The following is a 15,646-nucleotide window of genomic DNA, read 5'->3' as shown; positions in this document are numbered from 1 at the left end:
CGATGTGCAGCAATGCTTAGTCTTTGTCTGACGGCGACAGCGTCACGGAGGAGAGGTAGTTCAGCAGCGCGATGTCGTTTTCCACGCCCAGTTTCATCATCGCCGATTTTTTCTGGCTGCTGATGGTTTTGATGCTGCGGTTCAGCTTCTTGGCAATCTCGGTCACCAGGAAACCTTCAGCGAACAGGCGCAGTACTTCGCTCTCTTTTGGCGACAGACGTTTGTCACCGTAGCCGCCGGCGCTGATTTTCTCCAGCAGGCGAGAGACGCTTTCCGGGGTGAATTTTTTGCCTTTCTGCAGCGCAGCCAGCGCCTTAGGCAGATCGGTCGGCGCGCCCTGTTTCAGCACGATCCCTTCGATATCGAGATCCAGCACGGCGCTGAGAATCGCCGGGTTGTTATTCATGGTCAGTACGATAATCGCCAGCCCTGGGAAATGGCGCTTAATATACTTAATTAACGTAATACCATCGCCGTACTTGTCTCCAGGCATGGAGAGATCGGTAATCAGTACGTGGGCATCAAGTTTGGGTAAATTGTTAATTAGCGCGGTGGAGTCTTCAAATTCACCGACAACATTTACCCATTCAATCTGTTCCAGAGATTTACGAATCCCGAACAGCACAATCGGATGGTCATCGGCAATAATTACGTTCATATTGTTCATGTAAAGGCTACCTTGCTACAGCAAGCTCTTGACGTAGGCGTCAATGTCGCTGATGTATTTTTCTATGCTGGATGCATCTTTCTCTCGAATAAGATGTTCAAGCGTTTCACATAACTGCTTGCCAGGTACCAGATTTAGCATGGCAAACACACCCTTAAGGCGGTGAGCTGTCTGTGCCAGTGCAGCAAAGTCCTTTGCCGCAGATTCAGTATACAGCCTGCTAACATCTTCCGGTACCGTATCAACAAACAGCGCATAATAACCGCTGGCGTGAAGCTCAGCGTTTTCATCGCCCCCCAACGGCGACTCCGTGACTTCTTCCTGCGCCAGCTGTTCTTCAATCAGCTGGAGCACGGCATCCTGCATGGCGTTACTCATATTAAAGTTAACGCGCAGCTGGCCGGGGCCAATTTTACGAACTCCGGCTTCATCATCGCTTAAAAGCAAGCCGGAAGCAGTAAGATTAGACGGATTATCCGTTAAAAACAGATCAAATTCTTGACTTGTTGCACGCTCGTCGGGGCTGATGCAGGTTGCCCCCCAGCTTTCCAGCTGGCGAGTCACGATGTTGCGGATTTCATTGGAGGTGATATCAATCATCGCCACAACGTCGTCGAGCAGCTGCTCTTCTGACTCGGCATCTTCTTCGCGTACCGCCATTTTCACGTGCAGCGTGTAGCGGGTGCCCAGCGATTCCCGCGCTTTAATGTTTAAGTGCCCGCCCAGCTTGCGTGCCAGCTGATCGCACAGCCAGAAGGTGAGGGCGTTAGCCTTCCCGTAGCGGTCCGACTGCGTGTCGTTGAGATACGGGAAATGCAGGTTGTCTATTTCGCCGTGCGACACGCCGTTACCGGTGTCGAGGATGCGGAAGGTTAAACGCTCTTCCGCCGACTCATCGGCGCTCACTTCAAGGGTAATTTTGCCGATTTGCGTAGTGGTGACGGCATACTGAATCAGCAGCAGAAGGATGCGGCGCAGCGCGTCGCGGTCGCCGTGGCGCTGTTCTTTGGCCGGGACCTGGTTGTTGATAAGCAGCTGTAGCCCTTTGCGTTTGATCGAGGGCAGCACTTCCGGCACCACTTCATCAATCAGCTCTTGCAGTGAGAACTGCGAGGAGGTGCCTTTCCAGCTGTCGTTTTCCAGCATGTTCGCCAGCTGGATTTCATCCACCAGGCGCACCAGAAGATCGGCATGGTTGGCCAGCTTCTGGCTGTCCGGCGTGTCGATGCGGCTGGCTTCATTGGCCAGCGCCTTAATCGGCTGCTTCAGCGTATCGCTGATGTTCTGCATAAATGCCGCGCGGCCCTGCTGGTTTTTCTCGTACAGGCGCTGCGCCTGCTTGAGTTTTTTATTCACCAGAATTTCACGATCCTGGTCGCGAATGATGAATATCTGCGTGCGCGGCGAAACCTGGCTGCGGAACTGGCGAATTTCATACAGTTCGTTGTTGATGGTGGCCTGAATGACGCCTTGATGCTGGTCCGCCATGCTGGTGATGTTCTGCAAGTTGAGGTGCGGCAGCAGGTGGTCGGCAATTTTATTGCTGATTATTGTACGGTTAGACTCCTGGTCGTGCACCAGCAGCCCCAGCGGTAATAGTGAAACAATCTCTTCATTAATGGCCCTGAGCACCCGTAATTCGTTGTTGGTGCCGCTGGAGGGCATGCTGCTGGCGCTGCCGCGCGTCGGCAGGTTACGGAAGGTGGAGTAGCCAAACAACGCCAGCGCCAGCAGGCCGATATTCAGCAGCAGCGGCAGCATGATGTTCTGGAAGGTGTCCAGCAGCAGCGTGCCGAACGGCACCTGCCACACCAGGCGCATGCCGGTGGAGTTCAGCGCTGAGGTGATCTCAATGCGCGAGCTATTAAAGTTGATGGCCACGCTGTCGCTGGGATCTTTATCCTGGCTGCGCTGGGCGTTCTGTGCCGGGTCCGGCTCCAGGCGGAAGCTGTCCAGCGACATGGTTGGCGGCACCAGGTCGTTAATCGGCAGGTCGAAGGCGACGACGGTCGCCAGATGCCCCGGCTGGTTAAAGGTGGTGCGCAGGGTGAAGTAGCGGCCGTTCTGCCATGCCAGTCGGCGCAGGGTTGAGAAAGTCTCTCGTTCGTCCAGCGTGTTGGCCTGCTGGAGCATCTCGGCGCGTCGTGAATCGACGATACTGCCGACGGTCGACTCCTTAAAACCGGAGGAGAGATCTTTGAGTGGCAGCGTTGAAATCAGGATCAGGCTGTTGTCCTGGCCGTTAAGGTAGTACATGGACCACGGTACGTTTTCCGCGCCCCATAGGGTATCCAGATAGGTTGACATGCGCTGGGTGATATCGAGCGTTGCGCTGTCATGAGAGCCGAAAATCAGCGCCTCGGTTTTACGTCTTGGCTTCTCAAGGTAATAGACGTCCTGCTTGAGGCGGGTCTCCTGTAAACCTTCGGCCGGCGTGGCGCTGGTGCTGGCGGCGGCGATATTGTCGTAGATTTGCCAGGTCGTGTAGCGCCAGGTCTCAATTCGTTTATGGACCGCATGCGTCATATCAACAATCTGATAGCTCTTATCTTTTAGCCACGCGTTGACCGCGCTTTGAATCATCACGCCCATCGTCACCAGCAGGACAATGATCATAAGAAGGAAGAAACGGGTGATGCTCCCTGGGAGCAGGGAAAATTTCGTCGGGCTCATCTTGTCGGACTGACTCATTGGCGTGTGTAACCCATCATAACGGCATCTGAATGAGGATATGCTCAAGCTTATAGCGCATTGAGGCGTGTAAACCCTGCTTTGTTCTGCTGGCAGTATATACAAAAAATCTGCCTGGATGCATCAACGCGGCAAAATCGTCGTGGGGAGAGGGGCCTGGCGCTGAGCCAGAAAAATATCAACGGTATTATTCCGCCGATGGGAAAATTCAATATTGTGCGGAATGTGTACAAACAGGCCGTTGTTGTACAATTATTTACCAAACATTAAGAAAAATAGCACTAATTAACAAGATATTAATTTTCATCGGTAGGCGATATTGTTTTTTTTGATGCGAATCGATTAGTTAATAGTCGTTACAATTTAGGCGAGGTAGCACAGTTTGATTCAGTTTATGTAAAGAAGGGTAAAAAAAACCGGATGCGAAGCATCCGGTTGAAATAGGGGTAAACAGACATTCAGAACTGAATGACGGTAATAAATAAAGTTAATGATGATAGCGCTGACTATTCTAGTTGTGGGTGAAGGTTTTGTTTTACCATTCAGTGCTATAACTTTGATGATTTTCAACTCATTGATTTAATGTATATTTCTGTTTGCTTTTTGATTTTTAGTGCTATTTTTCCTGGCTTTTTGTGCTTGTAAAAGTTCCGTAAGTTTTACATTTTGAAACATCTATATGGATAAATGAAACATTTCAAGGGTTTTCGTATCATATTCTTATTGGATTATTCCTGTTTTTACAGCACAATGGGTCTGCCGACTGATTAATGAGGGTTAATCAGTAAGCAGTGGCATATATAAAGGCATATATATATAACAGAGGGTTAATAACATGAAAGTTAAAGTACTGTCCCTCCTGGTACCGGCTCTGCTGGTAGCGGGCGCAGCAAATGCGGCTGAAATTTATAACAAAGATGGCAACAAATTAGATCTGTACGGTAAAGTCGATGGCCTGCACTACTTCTCCAGCGACAACGGTTCTGACGGCGACCAATCCTACGTTCGTCTGGGCTTCAAAGGCGAAACTCAGGTTAACGACCAGCTGACCGGTTACGGCCAGTGGGAATACAACGTTCAGGCGAACAACACTGAAGGTTCTTCTGACCAGGCCTGGACCCGTGTAGGCTTCGCGGGTATCCGTGTTGCTGACGCTGGTTCTTTCGACTACGGTCGTAACTACGGCGTTGTTTACGACGTGACCTCCTGGACCGACGTTCTGCCGGAATTCGGCGGCGACACCTACGGTTCTGACAACTTCATGCAATCCCGTGCGAACGGCGTTGCAACCTACCGTAACACCGACTTCTTCGGTCTGGTTGACGGTCTGAACTTTGCTCTGCAGTATCAGGGTAAAAACGGCAGCGTATCAGGTGAAGGCGCAACGGCTAACGGTCGTCAGGCTCTGAAACAGAACGGCGACGGTTTCGGCGGTTCTATCACTTATGATATCGGTGCAGGCTTCAGCGTTGGTGGTGCAATCTCCTCCTCCAAACGTACTACTGAGCAGAACACCAGCACCTTCAACACCACCGATGCTGCTGGTAACGTGACTAGCACCAGCAAAATCTACGGTAGCGGCGATCGCGCTGAAACCTACTCTGCTGGCCTGAAATATGACGCGAACAACGTCTATCTGGCAACGCAGTACACCCAGACCTACAACGCAACTCGTTTCGGTGGTTCCCCGAACGCTGGCGTTTACGGTTTTGCTGACAAAGCACAGAACTTTGAAGTGGTTGCACAGTACCAGTTCGACTTCGGTCTGCGTCCGTCCATTGCTTACCTGCAGTCTAAAGGTAAAAACATCAATAACGGCGTAGTGAACTACGGTGACCAGGATCTGCTGAAATACATCGACCTGGGCGCGACTTACTACTTCAACAAAAACATGTCCACCTACGTTGACTACAAAATCAACCTGCTGGACAAAAACGACTTCACTCAGTCAGCCGGTATCTCTACCGACAACGTTGTTGCACTGGGTATGGTTTACCAGTTCTAATACTGATAACACCGTTGCATAAGGGGCCTTTGGCCCCTTTTTTTATGCCTGAACACCACAAATTAGTGTACTCTTGCGCCGATTGCAGGAGGGTAATAACGGATGGAAATGACTTTTTTACGCATGGCGCTATTGAGCGTCGCAATAGTACTGACGGGCTGCGATAACGCCAGCGAGCCGGCTGCGCCAAAAGCGACGGCGACCGTACTGGAAGGGAAAACCATGGGCACCTTCTGGCGGGTGAGCGTGGTGGGGATTGATAAAGACCGGGCCGAAGCGCTGCGCAACAAGGTGCAGACGCAGCTGGACGGCGATGACCGTCTGTTGTCGACCTGGAAGAACGACTCGGCGCTGATGCGCTTCAACCACTCGCAGAGCACGACGCCGTGGCCGGTGAGCGAAGCCATGGCCGATATCGTGACGGAATCACTGCGTATCGGGCGTAAAACCGCTGGCGCAATGGATATCACCGTTGGGCCGCTGGTCAACCTCTGGGGCTTTGGTCCGGATAAACAGCCGGTGAGTACGCCGACCCAGGCGCAGATTGACGCCGCTAAAGCGCGCACCGGGCTGGACAAACTGACGGTGATCAACCGCGCGGATCGGCAGTATTTACAAAAATCGATCCCGGATCTGTACGTCGATCTCTCTACCGTAGGCGAGGGTTACGCCGCCGATCATCTGGCGCGCCTGATGGCGGAAGAAGGCATCTCGCGTTATCTGGTCTCCGTTGGTGGGGCGCTGGTGAGCCGTGGGATGAACGGCGACGGTCAGCCGTGGCGCGTGGCTATTCAGAAACCGACCGACCGTGAGAACGCGGTCCAGGCGATCGTCGATATTAACGGCCACGGTATCAGCACCTCCGGAAGCTACCGCAACTATTACGAGCTTGACGGCCAGCGGATCTCACACGTAATCGACCCGCAAACCGGGCGGCCGATTACTCACAAGCTGGTGTCCGTCACCGTGATCGCGCCGACCGCGCTGGAAGCCGATGGCTGGGATACTGGCCTGATGGTGCTGGGTACCGAAAAGGCCCAGCAGGTGGTGCGCGAGCAGGGGCTGGCTGTGTATATGATTATGAAAGAAGGCGACGGTTTCACCACCTGGATGTCACCACAGTTCCGCGCTTTCCTGGTCAGCGGCAAAAATTAAAAAGCAAGATTGCGGGTTTTTTAATGCCTCCTTTCTGGCACGGTGACGATTACACTAAGAGGAGGAGCCCGCAATGACTATTCATTCTCTCTATACCGACGAGGCGCGCTGGCAGGCGGTTCTCGATCGCGATGTTCAGGCCGACGGTCAGTTCGTGTTTGCCGTACTGACCACCGGCATCTTTTGCCGTCCGTCCTGCCGCGCGCGCCATGCGCTGCGCCAGAACGTACGTTTCTATCGCGACGCCAGCGCCGCGCTGGCGGGCGGTTTCCGCCCCTGCAAACGCTGCCAGCCCGACCGCCTTTCTCCTGAACAGCAAAATATAGCCAAAGTGGCCCGCGCCTGTCGGCTGCTGGAGCAGGACAGCCCGGTCACGCTTGAGGCACTGGCACAGGCTGTGGCGGTTAGCCCATACCACTTTCATCGCTTATTTAAGTCCATAACCGGCCTGACGCCAAAAGCCTGGCAGCAGGCCTGGCGGGCGAACCGGCTGCGCGAGGCCCTGCGTGAGGGGGAGCCGGTCACGCAGGCGGTGCTGGCCGCAGGGTTTCCGTCAAGCAGCAGTTACTATCGCCATGCCGATGCACTGCTGGGAATGACGGCGCGCGCGCGACGTCAGGGTGGCAAAGCGGCGCAGATTCACTATACCGTCGGTGAGTGTTCACTGGGGCGCTGCCTGGTCGCGCTGAGCGAGCGCGGCGTGTGCGCCGTACTGCTTGGCGATGATGATGCCGGGCTGCTGGCCGAACTACAGCACAGTTTTCCTGCCGCCGAGCTGCTGGAGGGCGATGCGCTGGTCAGCGAGCAAACCCGTGCCGTGATTGCCAGCCTTGAGCCTCATGCTGCGGCGCTCAACCTGCCGCTGGATATTCGCGGCACCGCGTTTCAGCAGCAGGTCTGGCAGGCGCTGCGCGCGATTCCTGCCGGTGAAACCCGAAGCTACCAGCAGGTAGCGGCCGCTATCGGCAGGCCCAAAGCGGTGCGTGCGGTTGCCAGCGCCTGTGCGGCCAATCGGCTGGCCATTCTGGTGCCCTGTCACCGGGTCGTTCGCGGCGACGGCAGTCTGTCAGGCTACCGCTGGGGGGCGACGCGCAAAGCCCGGCTGTTGCAGCGGGAAAAAGCTGAGGAGGGGGAATGTTAGATTTATTTGCCGAAGAGACGCCATGGTCAGAGCCGCTGGCACCCGGCGCGATGATTGTGCGTCGGCTGGCGCGCGAGCACAGCACGGTATTGTTAGCTGCGATTGAACAGGTGGCCGCCGTCTCGCCGTTTCGCCATATGGTGACGCCGGGCGGTTACACCATGTCGGTGGCGATGACTAACTGCGGGCCGCTAGGCTGGAGCACCGATCGCCATGGCTACTGTTATGCGTCGGTCGATCCGCTCAGCGGCCGATCCTGGCCGGCGATGCCCGCGTGCTTTCGCCAGCTTGCACAGGCGGCGGCGGAACGCGCCGGTTACCGAGGCTTTGACCCGGACGCTTGCCTGATTAACCGCTATCAGCCGGGGGCCAAATTGTCGCTGCACCAGGATAAAGACGAAGCGCGCCTGGATGCACCGATCGTCTCGGTCTCGCTTGGGCTGCCCGTCGTGTTTCAGTTTGGCGGCTTACGGCGCAGCGATCCGCTGCGACGGGTGCTGCTCGAGCACGGTGACGTGGTGGTGTGGGGCGGTGAATCACGGCTGTTCTATCACGCGATTCTGCCGCTGAAAGAAGGTTGTCATCCGCAGGTTGGACCGTGGCGCTATAACCTGACCTTCCGCCGCGCCGCATGATAACGAATAAAAATAAGAATTATTCTTGATGTGGTAGCTCAGCAGTTTACACTGCTGGCTGTTTTGATTGCTCTGGTTGCTGTTATGGAACTTCTGTTACTTGTCTGGCGTCAGTATCGCTGGCCCTTTATCGGCGTTATCGCCCTGAGCCTGCTGAGCGCCGCACTCGGTATCGGGCTTATCGCCTTCATCAACGTACGTCTGATTGAGACGGTCGACACGACGCTCGCCGTACTGCCAGAATTTCTCGGCCTGCTGTTGCTGCTGATGGCGGTCACCCTGGGCTCGCAGCTCGCGCTGACGACCCTGGGCCACCATTTTGTCTATCGCCTGCGCCGCGAGTTTATCAAACGGATCCTCGACACGCAGGTCGAGCGCGTAGAGAAGCTCGGCAGCGCCTCGCTGCTGGCAGGCCTGACCAGCGATATCCGTGCCATCACCATTGCCTTTGTGCGCCTGCCGGAGCTGGTGCAGGGCATTATCCTGACCGTTGGCTCGGCGGCCTACCTGGCCATGCTGTCGACGAAAATGCTGCTGATCACCGCGCTGTGGATGGCGCTGACCATCTGGGGCGGCTTCATGCTGGTGGCGCGGGTGTATCGCCATATGGCGACGCTGCGCGAAACCGAAGACCGGCTGTATAACGATTATCAGACGGTGCTGGAAGGGCGCAAAGAGCTGACCCTCAATCGTGAACGCGCGGAGTACGTGTTTGAGAAAAAATTCACGCCGAATGCTCAGGACTATCGTCATCATATTGTGCGCGCCGACACGTTCCACCTGAGCGCTGTTAACTGGTCGAACATTATGATGCTGGGCGCCATTGGCCTGGTGTTCTGGATGGCGAACAGTCTCGGCTGGGCCGATACCAACGTCGCTGCCACTTATTCACTGACGCTGCTGTTCCTGCGCACGCCGCTGTTGTCGGCGGTGGGGGCGTTGCCTACGCTGCTGAGCGCACAGGTGGCCTTTAACAAGCTGAATAAGTTCGCGCTGGCGCCGTTCAGGGAGTCCTTCCCGCAGCCCACGGCCCACCCGAACTGGCAGACGCTAGAACTGCGTGACGTCACTTTCCACTATGAAGACAACACGTTTGCGGTGGGTCCGCTGAATCTGACGCTCAAGCGCGGTGAGCTGGTGTTCTTGATTGGTGGTAACGGCAGCGGCAAGTCGACGCTGGCGATGCTGTTGACCGGACTTTATCAGCCGGTGTCCGGGCAGATCCTGCTGGACGGCCAGCCGCTGGCGGCCGATAAACCGGAAGACTACCGGAAGCTGTTCTCGGCGGTATTCACCGACGTCTGGCTGTTTGATCAACTGCTGGGGCCGGAAGGCCAGGTTGCCGATCCGGCGCTGGTCGATAAATGGCTGGCTCAGCTGCAGATGACACATAAAGTGGCGCTGGAAGGCGGGCGCATTCTTGACCTGAAGCTGTCCAAAGGACAGAAGAAACGCGTGGCGCTGCTGCTGGCGCTGGCGGAAGAGCGCGACATCATTATGCTTGATGAATGGGCCGCCGATCAGGATCCGCATTTCCGCCGCGAGTTCTATCAGGTATTGCTGCCGTTAATGCAGCAGATGGGGAAAACGATTTTCGCCATCAGCCACGACGACCATTACTTTATTCACGCCGATCGGTTGCTGGAAATGCGCAACGGTCAGCTCAGTGAGCTGGTCGGCGAGGAGCGCGAGCGGGCTTCCCGCGACGCGGTGGCTCGTACCGCCTGATTTTTTTAACCGTTCTGCCGCTTTTTTCAGCGTCCGAACGGCCCGTTTAAACTTTTTTACATCTCTGCGCGCTATGCTTAATTCGCCCGGCGATCCGTCCGGGCGATGTCCCACGAATAAGGATTATTCATGCCACTGTTGAAAAAGAACAGCGCCCGTTTGCGTGATGAAGAGCGTCAGCGCCTGATTTGGCTGTTAACCACCGATAAAGCCGTCACTTCCGCGCTGCTGGGCAAGCTGACGCTTGCAGAGCAGTACGATGAAGGCACGCTGGCTGACGACCTGGCGGAAGTCGGCGCGCTGGTGGCGCATCTGCCGCCGCCGGATCTTGCCGATACGCTGGAAGCGCTGCCGTCCGAAGAACGCCATGCGCTGTGGAATATGGTCGAAGATGACCGCCGCGGGAAAGTGCTGCTGGAAGCATCGGAGAACGTCTGGGACGACCTCATTGAGGATATGAGCGACCGGGCGTTGCTCGATGCACTGCAAACGCTGGATATTGACGAACAAATCTACCTGGTGCAGCACCTGCCGCGTGACCTGACCGGACGTCTGCTGGCGTCGATGTCGCCAGCGGAACGCGCGCGTGTGCATCAGGTAATGAACTATGCCCACGACCAGGTGGGGTCAATTATGGAGTTCGAGGTGATCACTATTCGCCCGGACGTCACGTTGGCCTCGGTACAGCGCTTCCTGCGTCGGTTGGGCAAAATGCCGGAAAACACCGATAAACTGTTCGTCGTGCAGCGCGATCAGACCCTGATTGGCGAGCTGGAGCTGAAAACAATTTTGCTCAACTCGGCCGATAAACACGTTCACGAGGTGATGGAGCCCGATCCGGTGGCTTTTCACCCGGAAGAAAAATCGGAAATTGTTGCCCGTACCTTCGAACGTGACAACCTGATCAGCGCCGCGGTCATTGATACCCATGGCAAGCTGATGGGGCGTCTGACCATCGATGAGATCGTTGACGTCGTGTATGAGGAAACCGACAGCGACCTGCGTCGAATGGGCGGTCTGAGCAGCGAGGAAGATGTCTTTGCGCCAGTGACCAAAGCGGTAAAAACCCGCTGGGCGTGGCTGGCGATTAACCTGTGTACGGCGTTTATTGCCTCGCGGGTGATTGACGGTTTTGAACACACCATTTCTCAGCTGGTGGCGCTGGCGTCGTTGATGCCGATTGTTGCCGGGATAGGCGGTAATACCGGTAACCAGACCATCACAATGATCGTTCGTGCGCTGGCCCTTCAGCATATTCAGCCGGGGAACTTTTCGTTTCTGATCCTGCGTGAAATGGGAGTCGCGCTGATTAACGGTATCGTCTGGGGCGGCATTATGGGCACTGTCACCTGGCTGTTGTACGACGATCTGGCGCTCGGCGGCGTGATGACGCTGGCGATGATCCTTAACCTGCTGGTGGCCTCAATCATGGGGGTGTTGATCCCGATGATCATGGCGAAGCTCGGGCGCGACCCGGCGGTCGGCTCGAGCGTGATGATTACCGCCATCACCGATACCGGCGGGTTCTTTATTTTTCTGGGGTTGGCGACGGTGTTTCTGCTTTAAGCTTCGCCCGCTGTTTCAGGCGTGCAGGCACCAGCACCATCATTATAATACCGGCCAGCACGCCAATGGCCAGGTTTCCGGTACTGACCGTCGCCGCGACGGTCACCAGCATCACCAGCGTTTCCGGCCACGGCGTCCGCTTCAGCGACGCCGGCTGGAGGCTTGGCCAGTTGAACGTCTTAAATGCCACAATCACCATAATGCCAGCCAGCACCGACATCGGTATTTTTGCCATCACTTCGCTGAGCGCGGTGACCAGCAGCAACAGCACCAGCGCCGCCGCAACGGTGGAAATTCGGCTGCGGGCTCTCCCCATTTCAACGTTAACGATGGTCTGACCGATCATGGCGCAGCCGGCAATACCGCCGTAGCAGCCGGCCAGGATATTAGCGATGCCCAGACCGGCGCTTTCCCGCGTTTTGTTTGACGGTGTCGCGCTGAGATCGTCCACCAGTTTAGCGGTCAGCAGCGATTCCATCAGCCCGACGAAGGCGATGCTCAGGGCGCAGGGCCAGATAATTTTCAGGGTGTTGAGGTCCAACGGTACCTGCCACTGAGTCAGACCCGGCAGGCCGCCGCTCATTGAGCCTTCATCACCGACGGTTGGCAGAATTTGCCCGCTGGTGACGGTAAACAGAGTCAGCAGCGCGATGGCGACCAGTGGGGAAGGGATGCTTTTCATCACGCGCGGTAGCCACAGGACGATAAGCATCGTGGCGACAAACAGCGCAACGATAAGCGGATTCCGACTCCAGAAGTGCGGAACCTGAGCAAAAAAGATCAGAATGCCCAGCGCATTCACGAAGCCGGTCATCACCGCATGCGGGATAAAACGCATCAGCTTCGCCATACCGCAAAGGGCAAATAAAATTTGAATGATGCCAGCCAGCAGCACCGCCGGTAGAATGTACGCCACGCCGTGCGCATGCACCATCGGGCCGATCACCAGCGCCACTGAGCCCGCGGCAGCAGTGACCATCGCCGGGCGGCCGCCGAGAAACGACATACTCAGGCACAGGACGACCGAGGCGATCAGGCTGACCTTGGGGTCAACGCCGGCAATGACCGAAAACGAGATCACTTCAGGAATTAATGCCAGCGCGGTGATGACGCCAGCGAGCACTTCGCGCGTAAACAGCGACGGTGAGCGCAGAACGCTCAGGGATGAGGTGTTTGACATAGGGTGTTCGCAGGTTATCGATGGCCGGTTTTCTATAAGCCACAGCTTGCGTGCGTACCATCACAAAGGGGAGAATAATACCGCTTCCCGTCACATTCTACTAGTACCAAATCTCATTTTCTGTACACATTTATTAAACATTTTAATAACAGATCTCAAAACTCAACTTAAATTTTAAACAATATTTAAATTTACCCGCCCTGGTGGTAACGTAACCGTACGGATGTTTTTACCTGCGTGTAACAACTCGAAAGTCAAGTAAGGCCCCCTACGATGAAAAAAAACATAGCTGTACCCAACTCACAGAAATCGGGTACCGAGAAGACTTCTGTGGCGAATAAGGCGAAGACTCGTGCGGTGCATGAGACAGATGTATTGCTGATCGGTGGCGGAATTATGAGCGCTACGCTGGGTACATGGCTGGAGGAACTGGAGCCAGACTGGTCGATTACCATGGTTGAGCAGATGGAGAGCGTGGCGGAAGAGAGCTCAAACGGCTGGAACAACGCCGGAACCGGGCATTCGGCGCTGATGGAACTCAACTATACCCCACAAAAAGCGGACGGCTCCGTCAGCATCGAAAAAGCCATTGATATCAACGAAGCCTTCCAGATCTCGCGTCAATTCTGGGCCCACCAGGTGACGCGAGGCGTGCTGACGCAGCCGAAAAGTTTTATTAATACCGTGCCGCACATGAGCTTTGTGTGGGGCGATGACAACGTTAATTTCCTGCGCGCCCGCTATCGCGCGCTGCAGAAGAGCCCGCTGTTTAACGGCATGCGCTATTCCGAAGACCACGAGCAGATCAAGGCGTGGGCTCCGCTGGTGATGGAAGGACGCGATCCGCAGCAGAAAATTGCGGCGACTCGTACCGAAGCCGGCACTGACGTCAACTATGGCGAAATTACCCGCCAGCTGATCAACGCACTGAAAAAGCGCGATCGCTTTTCCCTACAGCTGAACACCGTGGTGCGTCGTTTCCGTCGTAACGCCGATAACAGCTGGAGCGTGACGGTATCTGATGCCAACAATAGCCATGAGAAACGCACCATTAAGGCGAAGTTTATCTTTATTGGTGCGGGCGGTGCTGCGTTGAAACTGCTGCAGCAGACCAAAATTCCACAGGCCAAAGAGTACGCGGGTTTCCCGGTTGGCGGCCAGTTCCTGGTGTGCGAAAACCCGGACGTGGTGAACCATCACCTGGCGAAAGTTTATGGTCAGGCTGATGTTGGTGCGCCGCCAATGTCGGTGCCGCACATTGATACCCGTATTATTGATGGTAAGCGCGTGGTGTTGTTTGGGCCATTCGCGACCTTCTCAACGCGTTTTCTGAAAAATGGATCGCTGTGGGACCTGCTGGCCTCGACCAATAAATCCAACATTCTGCCGATGCTTAACGTCGGGCTGGATAACTTCGATCTGGTTAAATATCTGGTCAGCCAGGTGCTACAGAAAGATAAGGACCGCCATGCGGCGCTGCGTGCCTACTATCCGATGGCGAAAAAACAGGACTGGCGCCTGTGGCAGGCGGGCCAGCGTGTGCAGATAATCAAACGTGACGCGCGGATTGGCGGCGTGCTGCGTCTGGGGACTGAAGTTGTCAGCGACGATGAAGGGACCGTTGCCGCACTGCTCGGCGCATCGCCGGGGGCGTCGACCGCTGCGCCGATAATGCTTGAGCTGATGGAAAAAGTGTTTAAGGATAAAATGCAGACCGCAGAGTGGCAGACGAAGATTCGCCAGGTTGTGCCAACCTATGGCTCAACGTTAACTGAGAATCCGCATCTGATTGATAAAACGCTGGCCTATACCAGTGAAGTGCTGGGCCTGCGTCATGAAGGCGTTCGCGAGGCGGATCCTGTCCCGGCCGTTCAGACCGCGCCGAAGGCGGTACCGGTGAAAGAGATTGCGGATATTGCGCTGTAAGGTATGAACATGACCCGCGGCGTAATTTCTGGTCACGAGAGATAAAAAAACCGGCGAATGCCGGTTTTTTTATTGTCACCTCAAGCCCGTCAGGGGGAGATTAACGCACTTCGGCGTTATGCACCGTTTCCTGAGCCTGCCAGATGCGATATTTGACTTCGACATTCTCTGGCGCGTAGACCACGATCGGCAGCTTGCTGTTGTAGCGCAGCATAGCGTCATCGCCTAGCGAAGCGGTGATGAATTTCTTGGTTTTTTCCTGGTTCGGGCAGGCCATCATGGTTGACGCCGGGCCGCTGATTTTTTCAACTACGTAATAGTCGTAGCCCCAGCCTTCCAGCGTTTTGCTTTCCAGTTCGCCGCCCAGGCGATGTTGGTTGCAGTCGACTTCCAGCGTTTTACCAATCAACAGTTCTACCTTATAGGCAGACTCATCTTTCTGCGCCGGTAGCTGAATCACCTGGCGCTTCATGCCTTTCTCAGCCTGCGGGTAAGGGGCAATTTTTTCCAGCGGCTGTTCAGCAGCCCACGCGCTGCTGGAGACGCAGGCGATGGCGAGTAATGATGCGGCAAGCTTATGTGCGTTTTTCACTGTTCATCCTTTTTATCAGTTTGCAACCGGGAGATAATATCATTCCTGGGATGAATGATAATCGTCTTTTACCAAATTTTGCATTAGGAATAGTTCTATATATCGATTTCTGCCTTATGCTTGGTTTTTTATCTCATTGGCGGGCAAGGGGCCTTACCTGTTGCGCACGTCGATGCCGCTGACGGTGAGCTGAGAAAATATCCATAAAATAAATTCCTCTGCATAAATCATCATAGTCGATGATATCCCCGATCAAAAAAAGAGATAGTTGCACCGTGAAAAAGTTTCATTGGTGTATCACAGCACATATTGCTACATTGCCGCGCCTACGTCATTTGCATTACCGAACATGAGCGCGAT

11 protein-coding genes are annotated in these 15,646 nt (G+C 55.2%); 7 read left to right on the top strand and 4 right to left on the bottom strand.

The window, feature by feature from the left end; all coding sequences use genetic code 11:
- Window positions 1–16: 16 nt before the first annotated feature.
- Both rcsB and rcsD read right to left on the bottom strand, forming a co-directional pair.
- A complete protein-coding gene (gene rcsB / locus H7R58_RS15380; protein ID WP_064544005.1) occupies window positions 17–667 on the bottom strand; it encodes a response regulator transcription factor RcsB in 651 nt (216 codons plus the stop codon).
- 15 nt (window positions 668–682) lie between these two features.
- Window positions 683–3,358 (bottom strand): phosphotransferase RcsD, encoded by a 2,676-nt coding sequence (gene rcsD, locus H7R58_RS15375; protein WP_106924354.1) that lies wholly within the window; start codon window positions 3,356–3,358, stop codon window positions 683–685.
- 835 nt (window positions 3,359–4,193) lie between these two features.
- Here rcsD and H7R58_RS15370 point away from each other — a divergent pair.
- The 6 genes from H7R58_RS15370 (at window position 4,194) to mgtE (ending at window position 11,588) form a co-directional block, all read left to right on the top strand.
- Window positions 4,194–5,363 carry a porin OmpC gene (locus tag H7R58_RS15370; protein ID WP_106924357.1) on the top strand — a complete coding sequence of 390 codons (1,170 nt, stop codon included), beginning with the start codon at window positions 4,194–4,196 and terminating at the stop codon, window positions 5,361–5,363.
- A gap of 102 nt (window positions 5,364–5,465) precedes the next feature.
- On the top strand, window positions 5,466–6,518 hold the full coding sequence (gene apbE / locus H7R58_RS15365; protein ID WP_182930287.1) for an FAD:protein FMN transferase ApbE: 1,053 nt from the start codon (window positions 5,466–5,468) through the stop codon (window positions 6,516–6,518).
- Between the two features lie 73 nt (window positions 6,519–6,591).
- Window positions 6,592–7,659, top strand: coding sequence for a bifunctional DNA-binding transcriptional regulator/O6-methylguanine-DNA methyltransferase Ada (ada, locus tag H7R58_RS15360; RefSeq protein ID WP_106924359.1), 1,068 nt, complete (start codon window positions 6,592–6,594; stop codon window positions 7,657–7,659).
- Window positions 7,653–8,294 (top strand): DNA oxidative demethylase AlkB, encoded by a 642-nt coding sequence (gene alkB / locus H7R58_RS15355; protein ID WP_182934422.1) that lies wholly within the window; start codon window positions 7,653–7,655, stop codon window positions 8,292–8,294. Before ada ends, alkB begins: the two co-directional genes overlap by 7 nt.
- 84 nt (window positions 8,295–8,378) lie before the next feature.
- On the top strand, window positions 8,379–10,022 hold the full coding sequence (locus H7R58_RS15350) for a multidrug ABC transporter permease/ATP-binding protein (RefSeq protein ID WP_106924361.1): 1,644 nt from the start codon (window positions 8,379–8,381) through the stop codon (window positions 10,020–10,022).
- A 129-nt stretch (window positions 10,023–10,151) separates the two neighbouring features.
- Window positions 10,152–11,588 (top strand): magnesium transporter, encoded by a 1,437-nt coding sequence (mgtE, locus tag H7R58_RS15345; protein WP_106924362.1) that lies wholly within the window; start codon window positions 10,152–10,154, stop codon window positions 11,586–11,588.
- On the opposite strand, the gene H7R58_RS15340 is transcribed toward mgtE, so the two are convergent.
- Window positions 11,551–12,711: a SulP family inorganic anion transporter gene (locus tag H7R58_RS15340; RefSeq protein WP_182930604.1), complete on the bottom strand. Its 1,161-nt coding sequence runs from the start codon at window positions 12,709–12,711 to the stop codon at window positions 11,551–11,553. The genes mgtE and H7R58_RS15340 overlap by 38 nt on opposite strands.
- A gap of 330 nt (window positions 12,712–13,041) precedes the next feature.
- Between H7R58_RS15340 and mqo the strand changes: the two genes are divergently transcribed.
- Window positions 13,042–14,694, top strand: a complete 1,653-nt coding sequence (mqo, locus tag H7R58_RS15335) for a malate dehydrogenase (quinone) (RefSeq protein WP_106924364.1) — start codon at window positions 13,042–13,044, stop codon at window positions 14,692–14,694.
- Between the two features lie 100 nt (window positions 14,695–14,794).
- On the opposite strand, the gene eco is transcribed toward mqo, so the two are convergent.
- Window positions 14,795–15,286 (bottom strand): serine protease inhibitor ecotin, encoded by a 492-nt coding sequence (gene eco, locus H7R58_RS15330; protein ID WP_182928574.1) that lies wholly within the window; start codon window positions 15,284–15,286, stop codon window positions 14,795–14,797.
- Between the last annotated feature and the right edge of the window lie 360 nt (window positions 15,287–15,646).

Origin of the sequence: Klebsiella sp. WP4-W18-ESBL-05 (genome assembly GCF_014169075.1) — a bacterium.
GTDB classification, from domain to species: Bacteria; Pseudomonadota; Gammaproteobacteria; order Enterobacterales; family Enterobacteriaceae; genus Kluyvera; species Kluyvera ascorbata_B.
Note: the sequence above shows the minus strand (reverse complement) of the source record. Positions and strands in the feature narration are given on the sequence as shown.

Excerpts from the sequence above, each read along its gene's own strand:
- rcsD (WP_106924354.1), bottom strand. The coding sequence starts at position 3,358 with ATGAGTCAGTCCGACAAGATGAGCCCGACGAAATTTTCCCTGCTCCCA.
- H7R58_RS15370 (WP_106924357.1), top strand. The coding sequence starts at position 4,194 with ATGAAAGTTAAAGTACTGTCCCTCCTGGTACCGGCTCTGCTGGTAGCG.
- H7R58_RS15350 (WP_106924361.1), top strand. The coding sequence starts at position 8,379 with ATGGAACTTCTGTTACTTGTCTGGCGTCAGTATCGCTGGCCCTTTATC.
- ada (WP_106924359.1), top strand. The coding sequence starts at position 6,592 with ATGACTATTCATTCTCTCTATACCGACGAGGCGCGCTGGCAGGCGGTT.
- apbE (WP_182930287.1), top strand. The coding sequence starts at position 5,466 with ATGGAAATGACTTTTTTACGCATGGCGCTATTGAGCGTCGCAATAGTA.
- mqo (WP_106924364.1), top strand. The coding sequence starts at position 13,042 with ATGAAAAAAAACATAGCTGTACCCAACTCACAGAAATCGGGTACCGAG.
- rcsB (WP_064544005.1), bottom strand. The coding sequence starts at position 667 with ATGAACAATATGAACGTAATTATTGCCGATGACCATCCGATTGTGCTG.
- alkB (WP_182934422.1), top strand. The coding sequence starts at position 7,653 with ATGTTAGATTTATTTGCCGAAGAGACGCCATGGTCAGAGCCGCTGGCA.
- mgtE (WP_106924362.1), top strand. The coding sequence starts at position 10,152 with ATGCCACTGTTGAAAAAGAACAGCGCCCGTTTGCGTGATGAAGAGCGT.